The sequence below is a fragment of the Streptomyces sp. NBC_01352 genome (assembly GCF_036237295.1).
GTDB lineage: Bacteria > Actinomycetota > Actinomycetes > Streptomycetales > Streptomycetaceae > Streptomyces > Streptomyces plumbiresistens.
The window spans coordinates 4761414-4777377 of sequence record NZ_CP108354.1 but is presented as its reverse complement, the minus strand read 5'-3'; the positions used below and the strand labels follow the sequence as shown (position 1 = coordinate 4777377).

Here is a 15964-nt window from a genome sequence, read left to right as displayed (position 1 = left end):
CCACCCCGGCGACCTGTGGCTTGTGCCAAGGCGTGACGGGCTGCTTACGGTCTCTTTAGCAGGGCCTAGACTCCCGTGCGTACAGATCGTCGAAGAGCGTCCAGTGTCGTCCAGATGTCGTCCAGTGTCAGGGAGCGAGGGACTGACGTGCCGGAACCGACCGTCGTCGTTGCGGCGGACTACTTCCAGTCGTACTCGGTCGTCGGGCTGCTCGCCGTCGTCGGCGTCCTGTTCGTGGCCGTCGCCTTCGGAGCCGGGCGGCTGCTGCGACCCGTGGTCCCCACGCCCGAGAAGCTCCTGACGTACGAGTGCGGCGTCGACCCCGTCGGCGAGGGCTGGGCCCACACCCAGGTCCGCTACTACGTCTACGCCTTCCTGTACGTCATCTTCGCCGTCGACTCGATCTTCCTGTTCCCCTGGGCGACGGTGTTCGCCGCCCCCGGCTACGGCGCGACGACGCTCGTCGAGATGTTCATCTTCCTCGGCTTCCTGGCCGTGGGCCTGCTGTACGCGTACAAGAAGGGCGTACTGGCATGGACGTGACACCAGAAGTGACTCCTTCGGAGCCCGTGTACCTGCCGGAGCCGAAGCGCCTCGGCGTGCTCTCCCGGCTCGCCCCCGAGCCGATGAAGGTGGTCCTCAACTGGGGCCGCCGCTACTCCCTGTGGGTCTTCAACTTCGGCCTCGCCTGCTGCGCGATCGAGTTCATCGCCGCGTCGATGGCCCGCCACGACTTCATCCGCCTCGGCGTGATCCCCTTCGCGCCGGGCCCGCGCCAGGCCGACCTGATGGTCGTCTCCGGCACGGTCACCGACAAGATGGCGCCGGCCGTGAAGCGCCTCTACGAACAGATGCCCGAGCCGAAGTACGTCATCTCCTTCGGCGCCTGCTCCAACTGCGGCGGCCCGTACTGGGACTCGTACTCCGTCACCAAGGGCGTCGACCAGATCATCCCGGTGGATGTGTACGTCCCGGGCTGCCCGCCGCGCCCCGAGGCGCTGCTCCAGGGGATCCTCAAACTCCAGGAGAAGATCGCCCGGGAGTCGCTGGGGGAGCGGTACGGGACGGTCCGGCCGTCGGCCGCGGCGCTGCAGAGCGGGCTGGTGCGGCCACCGGCCGCTGAGTCGGCTGTTGAGTCGGCTGTTGAGCCGACTGTTGAGGGGGACGCGCGATGACGGTGGTCGGCTGGCTGCCCGCGCCCGCCGAGGACCTGTTCGGCGCGGAGGCCACGGCGGAGGAGTCGTACGAGGTCCTGACGGTGGACGTGCCGCCGGCCTCCTGGATCGCGGCGCTCGAAACGGCCCGCGACCGTCTCAGCTGCACCTACTTCGACTGGCTGAGCGCGGTCGACGAACCGGGCACGGGCTTCCGCGTCTCGGCCCACGTCGTGGCCCTCTCCCCGGTACGCCGCCTGCTCGTCCGTACGACCGTCCCGCACGAGGCCCCCGCCCTGCCGACCGCCGTCGACGTGTACGCGGGCGCCGCCTGGCACGAACGCGAGACCCACGAGATGTTCGGCGTCGCCTTCGAGGGCCACCCCTCCCTGGACCACCTCCTTCTCCCGGACGGCTTCGAAGGCCACCCCCTCCGCAAGGACTTCGTCCTCGCCTCCCGAGTCGCCAAGGCCTGGCCCGGCGCCAAGGAACCCGGCGAATCCGAACACGGCGGCCCCAAACGCCGTCAGATGCTCCCCCCAGGCGTCCCCGACCCCAACGAATGGGGCCCCCTGAAGGGCCAACTCCCGCCGGCCCCAACCCGCCCGGCACGGGGCGCGGGTCGCGCGGGGGCGGGGGAACGCCCGGTGCGCGGTGGTACTGGGGATCGCCCGGCACGAGGTACTGCGGATCGCCCGGTGGCGGACACGGGCGAACACCCGGCGCGCGCGGCCGGCGAACGGCCCGTACGGCGTGCCCGTACGGCGGCTGAGGGGTCGGCGAGTCAGGCGTCGGCCGCTCCGGTGGAGGCGGCCGGGTCTGCGGGTGCGGCGGGTCAAGTGGAGGAGGCTCCGCCCGCGGGTGCGCCGACTGAGGGCGCGCCCGCTGTACCGAGGCGTTCCCGCACCGCGGCGGAGGGCTCGGCCAGTCAGAGCGAGGCGTCCAGGGCCACGGAGACGTCGGCCACGGGCGCCCCGCCCCCGGCTGCCCCGGCCGGCGATGCGCCCGGTGCCCGGCGTCGGCCCCGCACCGCGTCTGAGGGGTCGGCGAGTCAGGGAGCCACGCCCGGCGCGGCGGATTCGGCCGGCGACACCGGCGAGGCCGCCGCACCTCCGCAGACCGAGGGCACGCCCCCGAAGGCACCCACCACTCCGCGCAGCCCGGACGCCCCCTGGCACCACTCCCGCCCGGCCTTCGACGAACGGGAACCCGAGCGAGGCGCTGAGCCCGAGCCCAACGCCGAGAGCGAGGCAGCGGCCGGCCAAGCACCCAATGCCGAGCAGGCACCGGAAGCCGAGCCGGACCACGCAGTCGAGGCCGAAGCCGAAGCCGAGGCCGGGGCCGAGGCCGGGGCCGAGGCCGGGGCCGGGGCCGAGGCGGATACCGAAGCCGAACAGGCACCCGACCCCAAGCACCCCCCAAGGCCCGGCCCTGTCCCCGACCCCGAGCCCGGCACCCCCGAAGACCCCTCAGGAGGCCCGCAGTGAACGACGCACTCGACGTCGCCCTGCGACTCGTGATCGTCTTCGTCGTCTTCCTCACCTTCCCCCTGATCGTGGGCCAGACCGAGCACAAGGTCATGGCCCACATGCAGGGCCGGCTCGGCCCGATGTACGCCGGTGGCTTCCACGGCTGGGCCCAACTCGTCGCCGACGGCGTGAAGTTCGCGCAGAAGGAAGACATCGTTCCCGCGGGCGCGGACCGCCGTATCTTCCAACTCGCCCCCGCCGTAGCCCTCCTCCCGTACCTCCTGGTCCTCCTCGCCATCCCCATCGGCCCCGGCGAGGGCGCCGTCGGTGAGGTCATCGACGCGGGCGTCTTCTTCGTCCTCGCCGTCATGGGCGTGGGCGTCCTCGGCTCGCTCATGGCCGGCTGGGCCTCCGCCAACAAGTTCTCCCTCCTCGGCGGCCTGCGCACAGCCGCCCAGCTCCTCGCCTACGAACTCCCGATGCTGCTCACCGCCGCCTCGGTGGCGATGGCGGCCGGCACCGTCTCGATCCCCGGCATCCTCGACGCCTTCGAGTGGTGGTGGCTGCCCTGGCAGATCGTCGGCGCGATCGTGTTCTTCGTCGCCGGCCTCGCCGAACTCCAGCGCCCGCCCTTCGACATGCCGGTCGCCGACTCGGAGATCATCTTCGGTGCCTACACCGAGTACACCGGCCTCCGCTTCGCCCTGTTCCTCCTCGCCGAGTACGCCGGAATCGTCGTCCTCTGCGGCCTGACCACCGTCCTCTTCCTGGGCGGCTGGCACGGCCCCTGGGGTGCCGACGGCCTCGGCTGGGTCTGGACCCTCCTGAAGGCGGCCGTGCTGGCCTTCCTCGTCATCTGGCTCCGCGTCACCTACCCACGTCTGCGCGAGGACCAGCTCCAGAAGCTCTCCTGGACCCTCCTCGTCCCCCTCTCCCTCGCCCAGATCGCCCTCACCGGCATCGTCAAGGTGGTGATCCAGTAACCATGGCCCCCATTCCTGGCAGTGGCCTCGCCAAGGGCCTGGCCGTCACCCTCCGCACGATGACGAAGAAGACCGTCACCGAGCAGTACCCGGACGTCCAGCCCGACCTCCCGCCCCGCACCCGTGGTGTGATCGGCCTCTTCGAGGAGAACTGCACGGTCTGCATGCTGTGCGCCCGCGAGTGCCCGGACTGGTGCATCTACATCGACTCCCACAAGGAGACGGTCCCGGCGGCGGCCCCCGGCGGCCGCGAACGCAGCCGCAACGTCCTCGACCGCTTCGCCATCGACTTCGCCCTGTGCATGTACTGCGGTATCTGCATCGAGGTCTGTCCTTTCGACGCCCTGTTCTGGTCCCCGGAGTTCGAGTACGCCGAGACCGACATCCGCGACCTCACCCACGAGCGCGACAAGCTCCGCGAGTGGATGTGGACCGTCCCGGCCCCGCCCGCCCTCGACCCCGCCGCGGAGGAGCCGAAGGAGATCGCCGCCGCCCGCAAGACCGCCGAGAAGCTGGCCGCCCAGCAGGAGGCCCAGCAGGAGGCCCAGCCGGAGGTCCAGTCGCCGACCGAGCCGCACGCCGACGAGCAGGCCCGCGCGGCCGAGCAGCCCACCCGGCCGATGGGTGAGTCGAAGCAGCAGACGGACCAGCCCCTGCAGGAGGGAGACGCATGACCCTCGCCGCAGCCGCCGGCTCCCTGACGGCCGCCACCGAGACCCACGGCTTCCTCTCCCCGACCGGCGTCGAGATCGCCTTCCTCCTCGTCGGCCTGGTCACCTTCGGCGCCGCGCTGGTCACCGTCACCACCAAACAGCTGGTGCACGCCGCCCTGTGGCTGGTGGTCACCCTCGGTGGGCTAGCCGTCGAGTACCTCCTGCTCACCGCCGAGTTCATCGCCTGGGTGCAGGTCCTCATCTACGTCGGTTCCGTCGTCGTCCTCCTCCTGTTCGGTCTGATGCTCACCAGGGCCCCCATCGGCCGCTCCCCGGACGCCGACTCCGGCAACCGCTGGGCCGCCCTCACCGTGGCCGTCGCCTCCGCGGCCGCCCTGGTGTGGGTCGTCGTCGACGCCTTCCGCACCACCTGGATCGACCTGGACGGCCCGGCGGCCGGCTCCACCGAGGCCACCGGCGCCAGCCTCTTCCAGAACTGGGTCCTCCCCTTCGAGGCCCTCTCCGTCCTCCTCCTCGCCGCTCTGGTCGGCGCGATCGTCCTCTCCCGCAAGACCAAAGCGGACGCGGCGGGCACCGGCCCGGCGGCGAGCACCGGCCCGGGTGTCCCCGGCGCCGCGGACACCGGACGTGACACGGAAGGGGCCCGCTGATGCACCTCGCCTATCCCGCCGTCCTCTCCGCCCTCCTGTTCTGCACCGGCCTGTACGGCGTCCTCGCCCGCCGCAACGCGATCCTGGTCCTGATGTCGGTCGAGCTGATGCTCAACGCCGTCAACCTCAACCTCGTCGCCTTCGACATCTGGCTCAGCCGGGCCGCCGAGGAGACCCTGCACTCCGGCCAGGCCCTGACCCTGTTCACCATCGCCATCGCCGCCGCCGAGATCGGCATCGGCCTGGCGATCGTCCTCGCCGTCCACCGCAACCGCGGCACCGCGGACATCGACAAGCTCCGCGACACCGCCGAGGGCCACGAGAGCCACCCGACGGACGGTTCCGACGGCTCTGACGGCTCCGACAGCGACGCCCGCACGGCCGGCCCGGCCGACCGGGCCGGGAAGGCTGAGGCCACCGCGTGACCACGACCACCCTCGCCGTCCTCGTCCCCCTCCTTCCGTTCCTGGGCGCCGCGGCCGGCCTGCTCCTGGGCCGCACGGCCCCCGGCTTCGTCCGCCCGCTCGCCGTCCTGCCGACGCTCACCTCCCTCGCGCTCGCCGCGGTGGTCGCCGTGCGCCAGGGCGGCGACCAGGCGGTGAACGCCGCCACCGAGCTCACCCCCACCGGCTCGGTCCCGATCGAACTCGCCCTGCACGTCGACGGCTTCGCCGCCCTCGTCGCCGTCCTGGTCGGGCTCGTCGCCACCTGCGTGCAGATCTACTCCACGGGCTACCTGCGCGACGACCCGCGCTACCCCTCGTACGCCGCACTCGTCTCCCTCTTCACCTCCGCGATGCTGCTCGTCGTCTACTCCGGCGACCTGATGGTGCTGCTGGTCGGCTGGGAGATCATGGGCATCTGCTCGTACTTCCTGGTCGGCCACTACTGGGAGACCCCGGAGGCCCGCGCCGCCTCTCTCAAGGCCTTCCTGGTCACCAAGCTCGGCGACGTCCCCTTCCTGATCGGCCTGTTCGCGCTGGCCACCGACGCCGGGTCGTTCCGCATCACCCGCGTTCTCGGCGCCGTCGCGAACGGCGGACTCGACCACCCGACCCTGATCGCCCTGCTGCTCCTGGCCGGCGTGGCGGGCAAGTCGGCGCAGTTCCCGCTGCACACGTGGCTCCCCGACGCGATGGCGGGCCCGACACCTGTCTCCGCGCTGATCCACGCCGCGACGATGGTCGCCGCCGGTGTCTACTTCATCGCCCGGCTCCTCCCGGTGTTCGAGGCCTCCCAGGCCGCGATGGTCGTCCTCGCCGTGATGGCCGCCGTCACCATGGTCGGCTCGGCGCTCGCCGCGCTCGCCCAGGACGACATCAAGCGTGTTCTCGCCTACTCGACGATCGGCCAGCTCGGCTACATGACCGGCGCCCTCGCCGTCGGCGACCGCGGTGCCGCCGTCTTCCACCTCCTCACGCACGGCGCCTTCAAGGCGCTGCTGTTCCTCGCGGCCGGCGTGATCATCCACGCCGCCGGCACCAACTCGCTGGCCGCCATGTCCCGCATGAGCAACCTGCGCGACCGCGTCCCCGACGCCTTCTGGACGATGACCGTGGCGCTCCTCGCGCTCGCCGCGATTCCGCCTTTCAGCGGCTTCTTCTCCAAGGAGTCCGTCCTCGGCGCCGCCGAGCACGTCGCCACCGGCCACACAGAGCACGCCCCCGGCGCCGCCGGCTGGACCGTCCTCGTGGCCGGCCTGCTCACCGCCCTCCTCACCGCCGCCTACGCGGCGCGCCTGTGGCTGCTTGCCTTCCACGGCCGCGGCGCCGAGGCCCCCGACCACGGCCGGCAGCCCCTCACCATGACCGTGGTGCTGTGGGTGCTCGCCGTTCCGTCCCTCGCCGTCGGCGGATTCACCTATCGCACGCTGCCCGACTGGTTCGACGGCCGTGACCTGGCCCCGACCCTGACCACCTCCGTCCTCGGCACGGGCGTGGCCCTGGTCGGCGGTCTCGTCACCTACGCGGCCTGGCGGCACACCACCGCTCTCGCGGCCCGCGTCCCGCTGGGTGCGGTCGCGGCCCACCCCGAGGGCGACGCCGGCCAGGTCGAGGCCGAGGCCATCGCCAGCCACAAGCCCGCGTACGGAGACGTGGCCTACGCGCCCGACCCGGCGGACCCGGGCCGTCTCCTGCTCGGCCCGCTGCACCGCCACGCGGCCGTCGGCTTCCACCTCGACGCCGTGTACACGGCCCTCTTCGTCCGTCCGGTCCAGGCCGGAGCAAGCCTCGTCCGGTTCCTCGACCGCGAGGTCGTCGACACCTACGTACGCGGCGCGGGTGCGCTGCCCCGCCTGCTGGGAGCCGCCGTACGGCGGGCCCAGACCGGCAATCTGCAGACCTATGTGAGCGCGCTGCTCGCCGGCACCGTCGTCCTGGTGGTCGCCGCCGTCCTCGTCGCCACGGGAGCGTGAGCAGGCGTGATCGATATCAACGAGTCCGTGATGCAGGTCCTTCTGGCGTTCATCGTGGTCGGCCCGCTTCTCGGCGCCGCCACCGCTCTGCTGCCGGCCCCGCCCGGGCTGAAGGGGAAGTCACCCGAGCAGGCCGTGCTGCGGCACGGTGTGACGGTCACCGGCGCGATTCTCATCGCCGCGGTCGTCCTCACGCTCGGCTTCGACCACGACCACCCGTCGAAGATGCAGGCCACGACCGACATCAGCTGGATTCCCGCACTCGACGTGCGCATCCACCTCGGCATCGACGGCATCTCCCTCCCCCTTCTGGTCCTGACCGCGCTGCTGACCTTCCTCTGCGCGCTCTACTCCTACTTCAAGATGCCTGCGGGACCGACCCCGAAGGCCTTCGTCGCACTGCTGCTCGTCCTCGAGTCCGGCACCCTCGCGACCTTCGCCGTCCTCGACCTGCTGCTCTTCTTCCTCGCCTTCGAGATGGTCCTCATCCCGATGTACTTCCTCATCGCCCGCTGGGGCGGTGAGCAACGGACCCAGGCGGCCTGGAAGTTCATCCTCTTCACGCTGCTCGGTTCCGTGGTCATGCTGCTCGGCCTGCTCCTGATCGGAATCAAGGCGGGCACATTCGACATGGTGGCACTCGCCACTGACAACGGCCGGTCGCTGACCACATCCGTGCAGGTCATCGCCGTTTTGGCGATCGGGATCGGGCTCGCGGTCAAGACGCCGATGTGGCCGCTGCACAGCTGGCTGCCCGACGCCCACACAGCCGCCCCGACCGTCGGCTCGGTCCTGCTGGCCGGCGTACTGCTGAAGATGGGTACGTACGGATTCGTCCGGATTCTGCTGCCGATCACGCCGGACGGCTTCCGCACCTTCGCGCCCTACCTCGCCGCCTTCGCAGTCGTCGGAATCATCTACGGATCGCTGGCCTGCCTGGCCCTGGCGAAACAGGGAGCGAAGGGCGATCTCAAGCGGCTCATCGCCTACTCCTCCGTCGGCCACATGGGCTTCGTCCTGCTCGGCATCTCGACCATGACCCCGACCGGCGTGAACGGCGCGCTGTTCGCCAACATCGCCCACGGCCTCATCACCGGCCTGCTCTTCTTCCTGGTCGGCGCGCTGAAGGACCGCACCGGCACGTCCGATCTCGACGCCCTCGCCGAGGCCACCGGCGCCGCGCTCTACGGCAAGGCACCCCGTCTCGGCGGCCTGCTCGCCTTCGCCGCCGTCGCCTCGCTCGGCCTGCCCGGCCTCGCCGGATTCTGGGGCGAGATGCTGGCGCTGTTCGGTGCGTTCGACCCCGCCGACGGTCTCAGCCGCCCGGCCTTCCTCACCTTCATGGCGATCGCGGCGTTCGGCACGCTGCTGACGGCCGCGTACATGCTGATCGTGGTCCGCCGCGTCTGCATGGGCGCCGTAGGGCAGGAAGCGCCGAAGCTCGCCGACGTCCAGACATACGAGTTCGCGGCCTGGACTCCGCTCGTCGTCCTCACCGTCGTCGCCGGCCTCTGGCCGAAGGCCCTCCTCGGCCTGACCGACCCGGCCGTGCAACAGCTCCTCGCAGGAGGCACCCGATGAGCTCCCCGGTCCAGCCGCTGGCCGTGAATCTCGTCCAGTCCGTCGACTGGCTCGCCATCGCGCCGCCCACCATCGCGGCGGTCGTCGGACTCGTCGTCCTCGTCGCCGACCTGTTCGTCGGCGAGAAGAAGAAGGCGCTGCTCGGCTGGGGGTCGGTCGCGGGCCTCGCCGTCTCGACGCTCATGCTGCTGCCCCTCCTGGACGGCGACCGCAGCACCTTCTGCCTGACCGGCGCCCCCGATGTCTGCAGCTACACCGCCGACCGCTTCACCCTCGTCCTGCAGCTCCTGGTCCTCGGCGGCGCCCTCCTCGCCGCCCTCCTGTCGGTCACCGCCCTCAAGGACGCCGACAAGGGACTCCCCGAAGGGGAGTACTGGTTCCTCCTGCTGTCCTCCGCGGCCGGCGCCGCCCTCCTGCCCGCCTCCCGGGACTTCGCGACCCTGATCGTCGCCCTGGAAGTCGCCTCCCTGCCCGCCTTCGCCCTCGTCGGCCTCAGGCACGGCGACCGGAAGTCCTCCGAAGCCGCCCTGAAGTTCTTCCTGTCCTCGGTCACCGCGACCGCGGTCAGCCTCATGGGCATCAGCTTCGTGTACGCCTCCACCGGCACCCTCTACCTCACCCAGATCGCCGACCGCATCCAGAACGTCGACGGGCAGCTCCACACCCTCACCCAGACCGGCGTCGTCCTCACCCTCATCGGCTTCGCCTTCAAGACGGCCGCCGTGCCCTTCCACTTCTGGGTGCCGGACACCTACGTGGGCGCGCCCCTCCCGATCGCCGCCTACCTGTCGGTCGTCGGCAAGGCGGTCGGCTTCTCCGGCCTCATCCTCATCACCGTCGTCGCCCTCCCGTCGTACGCCGACGTCTGGGGCCCGGCCCTCGCCGCGCTGGCCGCCCTCACCATGACCGTCGGCAACGTCGGCGCCCTCCGCCAGCAGGCCACGCGCGCGTACAGCGCGGTACGGCTGCTCGCCTGGTCGTCCGTCGGCCAGGCCGGCTACCTCCTCGTCCCGATCGCCGCCGCCGCGTACTCCGACGACGCCGAGAAGTCGATCGGCTCCACGGTCGCGTACGCCCTCATGTACGCCGCCGTGAACCTGGGTGCCTTCGCGGTGGCCGCACTGGTCGGCCGTACGAAGTCCCTCAACCGCGTCTCCGACTACCGCGGCCTGTACGCGTCGAACCCCATCGCGGCCCTCCTCCTGGCCTTCTTCCTGCTCTGCCTGGCCGGACTGCCGCCGGGCATCATCGGGCTCTTCGCGAAGGTCACCGTGTTCTCCGCGGCCGTCGACGCGGGCCTCGGCTGGCTCGCCGTGGTCATGGCCGTCAACGTCGTGATCGCGCTGTTCTACTACCTCCAGTGGACGACCCTGCTGTTCCGCGCCCCGGAGGGCGAGGCCGCCGCCCACCGCGTCCCGGCCCCCCTCACCGCCGCGATCGCCCTCACCGGCGTCCTCGGCATCGCCCTCTCCGGAGCACCTCAGCTGGTCCTGCGCTTCACCGACACCGGGCTCTTCTGAGCGCTCACGACTGCCCTCACCCGGACGGCCCACGCAGGCCGCCGTACGCACAAGGGAACTAGAGGCCCTCGCCTGGCGTTGACCAGAACGGGAGGGTCCACTGGACGTGACACCACGACACCGGTGGCATCGGAGTCAGTAAGCAAGATCATCCAGCGAGACCAGCAAGCAAAGGGTTCCCCTGCTGCGCGACTTGGAGGGCGTACCGTGCACCGCCGGCACAACGGGCTTAGGACCGCAGTACTCCTCGGGGGACTGTCCGCACTCATCATCGTCATCGGCAGCTTCTTCGGCCGCATGGGGCTCGTCGTAGCGGTCGTGATCGCCCTGGGGACCAACGCGTACGCGTACTGGAACAGCGACAAGCTGGCTCTACGCGCGATGCGTGCCCGCCCCGTCAGCGAGTTCGAGGCCCCGGGTCTCTACCGCATGGTCCGTGATCTCTCCACCCAGGCCCGCCAGCCCATGCCCCGCCTGTACATCTCCCCGACGGAGGCACCGAACGCCTTCGCGACAGGCCGCAACCCGCGCAACGCCGCCGTGTGCTGCACGGAGGGCATCCTGCGCATCCTGGACGAGCGCGAGCTGCGCGGCGTCATCGGCCACGAACTCAGCCATGTCTACAACCGCGACATCCTGATCTCCTCGGTCGCCGGCGCCCTAGCCTCCGTGATCATGTTCCTGGTCAACTTCGCCTGGCTGATCCCGATCGGCCGCTCCAACGACGACGACGGACCCGGCCTCCTCGGCATGCTGCTGATCATGATCCTGGGACCGCTCGCGGCCAGCCTCATCCAACTGGCCATCAGCCGCTCCAGGGAGTACGAGGCCGACGCGTCCGGCGCCCAGCTCACCGGCGACCCCCTCGCCCTCGCCAGCGCCCTGCGCAAGCTCGAACTGGGCACCAAACAACTCCCGTTGCCCCCTGAGCCCCGCATCGAGACCGCGAGCCACATGATGATCGCGAACCCCTTCCGCCCGGGCCAGGGACTCTCCAAGATGTTCTCGACACACCCGCCGATGGCAGAACGCATCGCCCGGCTCGAGAAGATGGCAGGTCGACCCCAGTGAAAACCATTCTGAACGTCATATGGCTGGTCCTGAGCGGCTTCTGGCTCTTCCTCGCCTACCTGGCCGCGGGCCTGCTCCTGTGCATCACCATCATCGGCATCCCATTCGGCATAGCGGCCTTCCGTATCGGCGTCTACGCCCTGTGGCCCTTCGGCTACACCACGGTCGAGCGCCGCGACGCGGGTGCCCCGTCCTTCCTCGGCAACGTGCTCTGGCTGGTCCTCGCCGGCTGGTGGCTGGCCATCGGCCACATCGTCACCGGCCTCGTCCTGTGCCTCACGATCATCGGCATTCCGTTCGGCATCGCCAACTTCAAGCTGATCCCGGTCTCGCTGTTCCCACTGGGCCGCGAAATCGTGCCGAGCGACCAGCCGTTCACGACCCGCTGACAGGCGGATCCGGGGGTGGGGGAGCCGAAGTACCTCCTGCTGTCGTACGACGGACAGGCCGAGTTCGAGGGCGAGGAGGGCTACGAGGAGACGTGGGCCCTGTGCCAGGACTCCGACGACCTCTTCGCCGACCCCCCTCCGCCCACGCGGGACAGGTACGACCTGCTGGGCTGTGCACCTGAGGGAGAGCTCTCCGAAGCCCTCGCACGCGTGCGTGCCGAGGGCTCGGTACCGCTCGGCGTCCTCACCCTGGAGATTCTCGACAAGTCCGGGACGGCGGTCGGGGAGTGGTACGTCGAAGACGCCCGCGTTCTCGACGTCCGCCCCTGCGCCCGTGACCTGAGCCTGCGCGACGTCACGATCGAGGCTCGAGAACCCGACGACAACCCTTACGACTATCCGCAGTGCCCGCCGCTGTCCCCGGGCTACCGCCTGCTGGACGCGGAGTGCCAGCCATGGGGCACCTGCCGTGACCTGGCCCGTGTGCGAGAGGTCGAGGACGAACCCCTGGAGCCCCCGCTGCGCCTCCTGGGCTGTGCGCCGAGAGGAGCCCTGCGCACCGCACTGGACGCCGGCGAGGAGGATCTCGGCCAGGTGAAGGTCCTGCGCATCGACTCCTCCGGCCGGCCCGTGCAGGCCGCCGCCGAGGGCGAACTGCGGGCCTGGATCCCCTCCGCCCGCGGTGCGGGCCTGGTCGACCTCACCCTCGACCTGTGGTCGGAGCGGCCGCCACTGGCGGCTCGTGAGGTCTGGGAGCTGTGGGAGGACGGGCGGCCCGCGGAGCCCAACCGATGGGCGGGGTGCGGCCCGGAAGGCCGTCGGTTCTGGCTGCGCACGGCCCTGGACAACCACGTGCACGAAGCGCCGGACAAGCCGTCCGACACGGTCTACGACCTCGACGGCCGCCACATCACCGATGCCATCGGCTTCTTCTGTGCGGTGGGCGAGGCGGTGAACGGTCCCGGTGGTTACTTCGGCTGGGGCCTCAGCGCCATGGACGACTGCCTCCGAGGCCGCTGGGGTGCCGCCCCGCCCTTCACTCTCGTCTGGCACGACGCCCACATCGCCCGCGCCTGCCTCGGCGTCACCCCACTGCCCGACGACCGCCCGCCGACTTTCGACGAGCTGCTCGCCTTCCTGACCGAGAGAGGCGTAGAAGTCCGCCTCGCCTGAGCGCCGGACTTTCCACACGCGGGGTTTTCCACAGGCCGGCGGTTGTCCACAGCCCCGCCTGATTGTCAGTGGGGCCTTGCATGATGAACCCATGGCCGAGAGCGCCCGGCTGTCGACACGGATGGGCGCCTGGGAATGCCGTCACACACTCCCGCCCACCGACCTCCCGACCCCTCGGCCGCTACTGCCCGCGACCCGACACCCCCCGGCGTACCCCGTACGCGACCGCACCCACCGCCAGCACACCCGCCCCCACCACTACCGACACTCCCGGCAGCGCGAACGCCAGCACCACACACCCGAGCAGCCCCACCGCCGGCACCACCCGCGCCGCCGGAGCCGAACCGAGCGTCCAGGCCGACGCGTTGGCCACCGCGTAGTACGCCAGCACACCGAAGGAGGAGAACCCGATCGCACCCCGCACATCCACCGTGGCGGCGAGGACGGCGACCACCACGCCCACGGCCAGTTCCGCCCGGTGCGGCACCTGGTACCGCGGATGCACGGCGGCCAGCGCGCCGGGCAGATGCCGGTCCCGCGCCATGGCCAGCGTGGTCCGCGAGACGCCCAGGATCAGGGCGAGCAGCGAGCCCAGCGCGGCCACGGCGGCACCCACCCGCACCACCGGCACCAGCCCCGGCACCCCGGCCGCCCGCACCGCGTCGGCCAGTGGCGCGGTCGCGTCGCCGAGACCGCCCGCCCCGAGTACGGAAAGGACAGCCACCGCCACACACGCGTACACGACCAACGTGATGCCCAGGGCCAGCGGGATCGCGCGAGGGATCGTGCGCGCCGGATCCCGCACCTCTTCGCCGAGGGTCGCGATCCGCGCGTACCCCGCGAACGCGAAGAACAGCAGACCGGCCGCCTGGAGCACCCCGCCCACCCCGCCCGACGCCCCGATGTCCAGCAGCCCGGCATCGGAGGCCCCGGACCCCAGACACACGACCACCACGCCGGCGAGGATCGCCAGGACCACCGCCACGATCGCCCGGGTCAGCCAGGCCGACTTCTGGACCCCGCCATAGTTCACCGCGGTCAGCGCCACTACCGCCGCGACCGCCACCGCATGCGCCTGCCCCGGCCAGACGTACGTCCCGACCGTGAGCGCCATCGCCGCACAGGAGGCCGTCTTCCCGACCACGAACGACCAGCCCGCGAGATAACCCCAGAACGGCCCGAGCCGCTCGCGCCCGTACACGTACGTGCCGCCGGACGCCGGATAGAGGGCCGCCAACCGAGCGGAGGAGGTGGCATTGCAGTAGGCGACCAAGGCGGCGACCGCCAGCCCGAGCAGCAGTCCGGACCCGGCCGCGTGCGCCGCGGGCCCGAGAGCGGCGAAGATGCCGGCGCCGATCATCGAGCCCAGCCCGATGACCACCGCGTCTCCCACCCCCAGGGTGCGCCGAAGTCCGGCTTCGGAAGGTGTCATGTGCGGCACCCTACTGATCGCTGCAACCGCGGGATGCAGCAGTGACGTCCTCTTCATCAACGCAGCACGAACACTCGCGCACAGCGGTACGTGCACCGCCCGCAAGGACAGCCTGCCGCGACGGAAGTCACAGGCCGAAGACAGTGCGGGCACAGAACGGAAGGGCAGGTTCAGGCCATGGGCATCATCAGCTGGATCATCCTCGGTCTGTTGGCCGGAGCCATCGCCAAGTTCCTGCTGCCGGGCCGCGACCCGGGCGGCTTCATCGGCACGACACTCATCGGCATCGCGGGCGCGTTCATCGGCGGCTGGATATCGGCCCGCTGGCTGGACCACCCGGTCACCAAGGAGTTCTACGACGGTACGACCTGGGCGGCGGCGATCGGCGGCTCCCTCGTCCTCCTGATCGCCTACCGCCTCCTGTTCGGCAACTCGCGCAACTGACCGCGCGGAACACCCCTCGGACCGCAGCCAGCAGGCGAGAAGGGTGGGCACCCACCGGGAAACCGGCGGGCGCCCACCCTTCCTCGTACAGAGCGGTCCGCTCGCAGTTCGGGAATGCCTACCGGTAGTTCACGAACTGCAGCGCGAAGTCGAAGTCCTTGCCCTTCAGGAGGGCGATGATGGCCTGCAGGTCGTCGCGGCTCTTCGAACTGACCCGCAGCTCGTCGCCCTGCACCTGCGCCTTCACGCCCTTCGGACCCTCGTCGCGAATGATCTTCGCCACCTTCTTCGCGTTGTCCTGGGAGATGCCCTCCTCGATCGTCGCGAAGATCTTGTACTCCTTGCCGGAGAGCTGCGGCTCGCCCGCGTCCAGCGCCTTCAGTGAGATCCCGCGCTTGATCAGCTTGGACTGGAAGACGTCGAGGACAGCCATCACCCGGTCCTCGGAGTTCGCCTCCATCAGGATCTTGTCACCGGACCACGAGATCGAGGCACCCACGCCCTTGAAGTCGTAGCGCTGCGAGATCTCCTTGGCGGCCTGGTTGAGGGCGTTGTCGACCTCCTGCCGCTCGACCTTCGAGACGATGTCGAAACTGGAGTCGGCCATGTCCTGTGGCTCCTTGTATCGGGGTGCGTAACGGGGTGCGTACGTGCGTATCGGCGTACGTGGAGGCGAGCGCCGAGCCCGGTGTGGTCCCGGGCCGCATCCGGACAAGCCTAGCCACCCACCGACCTCCGAGCGCAGATCAATCGGGTGGCGAAGCACCCCTCCCCATCGGGTATCGTTTACGTCGTTGCCACGGAGCACCGCCGAAAAGCGGTTCGAAGGGCGGCAAACCCCGGCGGTGTGCCCGAGCGGCCAAAGGGAGCAGACTGTAAATCTGCCGGCTCAGCCTTCCCAGGTTCGAATCCTGGCGCCGCCACATGAAGGTAGACCCCCTCCGAACTGCGGAAACGCAGGACGGAGGGGGTCTCTTCGCGTTCGAGGGCAATCTCTCGAGTGGAATC

16 protein-coding genes and 1 tRNA gene are annotated in these 15964 nt (G+C 70.6%); 15 read left to right on the top strand and 2 right to left on the bottom strand.

Annotated features, from left to right (window positions below; all coding sequences use genetic code 11):
* Positions 1-114 precede the first annotated feature (114 nt).
* From OG252_RS22075 to OG252_RS22015, 13 genes are all read left to right on the top strand, one after another.
* Positions 115-543, top strand: coding sequence for an NADH-quinone oxidoreductase subunit A (locus OG252_RS22075; RefSeq protein WP_266435242.1), 429 nt, complete (start codon positions 115-117; stop codon positions 541-543).
* A complete protein-coding gene (locus tag OG252_RS22070) occupies positions 534-1175 on the top strand; it encodes an NADH-quinone oxidoreductase subunit B (RefSeq protein WP_329338124.1) in 642 nt (213 codons plus the stop codon). The genes OG252_RS22075 and OG252_RS22070 overlap by 10 nt, the downstream gene beginning before the upstream one ends.
* Positions 1172-2641, top strand: coding sequence for an NADH-quinone oxidoreductase subunit C (locus tag OG252_RS22065; RefSeq protein ID WP_329338122.1), 1470 nt, complete (start codon positions 1172-1174; stop codon positions 2639-2641). Before OG252_RS22070 ends, OG252_RS22065 begins: the two co-directional genes overlap by 4 nt.
* Positions 2638-3606, top strand: a complete 969-nt coding sequence (locus tag OG252_RS22060) for a complex I subunit 1/NuoH family protein (protein ID WP_266435236.1) — start codon at positions 2638-2640, stop codon at positions 3604-3606. Before OG252_RS22065 ends, OG252_RS22060 begins: the two co-directional genes overlap by 4 nt.
* Positions 3607-3608: 2 nt before the next feature.
* Positions 3609-4280 carry a NuoI/complex I 23 kDa subunit family protein gene (locus OG252_RS22055; protein WP_329338120.1) on the top strand — a complete coding sequence of 224 codons (672 nt, stop codon included), beginning with the start codon at positions 3609-3611 and terminating at the stop codon, positions 4278-4280.
* The gene (locus OG252_RS22050; RefSeq protein WP_266435231.1) at positions 4277-4930 is read left to right on the top strand and encodes an NADH-quinone oxidoreductase subunit J family protein; all 654 of its coding nucleotides are present in this window, start codon (positions 4277-4279) and stop codon (positions 4928-4930) included. The genes OG252_RS22055 and OG252_RS22050 overlap by 4 nt, the downstream gene beginning before the upstream one ends.
* Complete coding sequence (gene nuoK, locus OG252_RS22045) at positions 4930-5355, top strand: NADH-quinone oxidoreductase subunit NuoK (protein ID WP_329338117.1); 426 nt, start codon at positions 4930-4932, stop codon at positions 5353-5355. The genes OG252_RS22050 and nuoK overlap by 1 nt, the downstream gene beginning before the upstream one ends.
* On the top strand, positions 5352-7346 hold the full coding sequence (locus tag OG252_RS22040) for an NADH-quinone oxidoreductase subunit 5 family protein (protein WP_329338115.1): 1995 nt from the start codon (positions 5352-5354) through the stop codon (positions 7344-7346). The genes nuoK and OG252_RS22040 overlap by 4 nt, the downstream gene beginning before the upstream one ends.
* A 6-nt stretch (positions 7347-7352) precedes the next feature.
* On the top strand, positions 7353-8927 hold the full coding sequence (locus OG252_RS22035; protein WP_329338113.1) for an NADH-quinone oxidoreductase subunit M: 1575 nt from the start codon (positions 7353-7355) through the stop codon (positions 8925-8927).
* Positions 8924-10447: an NADH-quinone oxidoreductase subunit N gene (locus OG252_RS22030; RefSeq protein WP_266435222.1), complete on the top strand. Its 1524-nt coding sequence runs from the start codon at positions 8924-8926 to the stop codon at positions 10445-10447. The genes OG252_RS22035 and OG252_RS22030 overlap by 4 nt, the downstream gene beginning before the upstream one ends.
* 207 nt (positions 10448-10654) lie before the next feature.
* Positions 10655-11518, top strand: a complete 864-nt coding sequence (htpX, locus tag OG252_RS22025; RefSeq protein ID WP_266435220.1) for a zinc metalloprotease HtpX — start codon at positions 10655-10657, stop codon at positions 11516-11518.
* On the top strand, positions 11515-11907 hold the full coding sequence (locus OG252_RS22020) for a YccF domain-containing protein (protein ID WP_266435218.1): 393 nt from the start codon (positions 11515-11517) through the stop codon (positions 11905-11907). Before htpX ends, OG252_RS22020 begins: the two co-directional genes overlap by 4 nt.
* Positions 11908-11922: 15 nt before the next feature.
* Positions 11923-13080, top strand: coding sequence for a barstar family protein (locus OG252_RS22015; protein WP_329338109.1), 1158 nt, complete (start codon positions 11923-11925; stop codon positions 13078-13080).
* A gap of 181 nt (positions 13081-13261) precedes the next feature.
* On the opposite strand, the gene OG252_RS22010 is transcribed toward OG252_RS22015, so the two are convergent.
* Entirely contained in the window at positions 13262-14512 is a 1251-nt protein-coding gene (locus OG252_RS22010; protein WP_329338107.1) for an APC family permease, read from the bottom strand.
* 177 nt (positions 14513-14689) lie between these two features.
* On the opposite strand from OG252_RS22010, the gene OG252_RS22005 reads away from it, so the two are divergent.
* Positions 14690-14956 carry a GlsB/YeaQ/YmgE family stress response membrane protein gene (locus OG252_RS22005; RefSeq protein WP_266435211.1) on the top strand — a complete coding sequence of 89 codons (267 nt, stop codon included), beginning with the start codon at positions 14690-14692 and terminating at the stop codon, positions 14954-14956.
* A 118-nt stretch (positions 14957-15074) separates the two neighbouring features.
* On the opposite strand, the gene OG252_RS22000 is transcribed toward OG252_RS22005, so the two are convergent.
* On the bottom strand, positions 15075-15563 hold the full coding sequence (locus tag OG252_RS22000; protein ID WP_266435209.1) for a YajQ family cyclic di-GMP-binding protein: 489 nt from the start codon (positions 15561-15563) through the stop codon (positions 15075-15077).
* Between the two features lie 234 nt (positions 15564-15797).
* Between OG252_RS22000 and OG252_RS21995 the strand changes: the two genes are divergently transcribed.
* Positions 15798-15879 (top strand) — tRNA-Tyr (locus tag OG252_RS21995).
* Positions 15880-15964 lie beyond the last annotated feature (85 nt).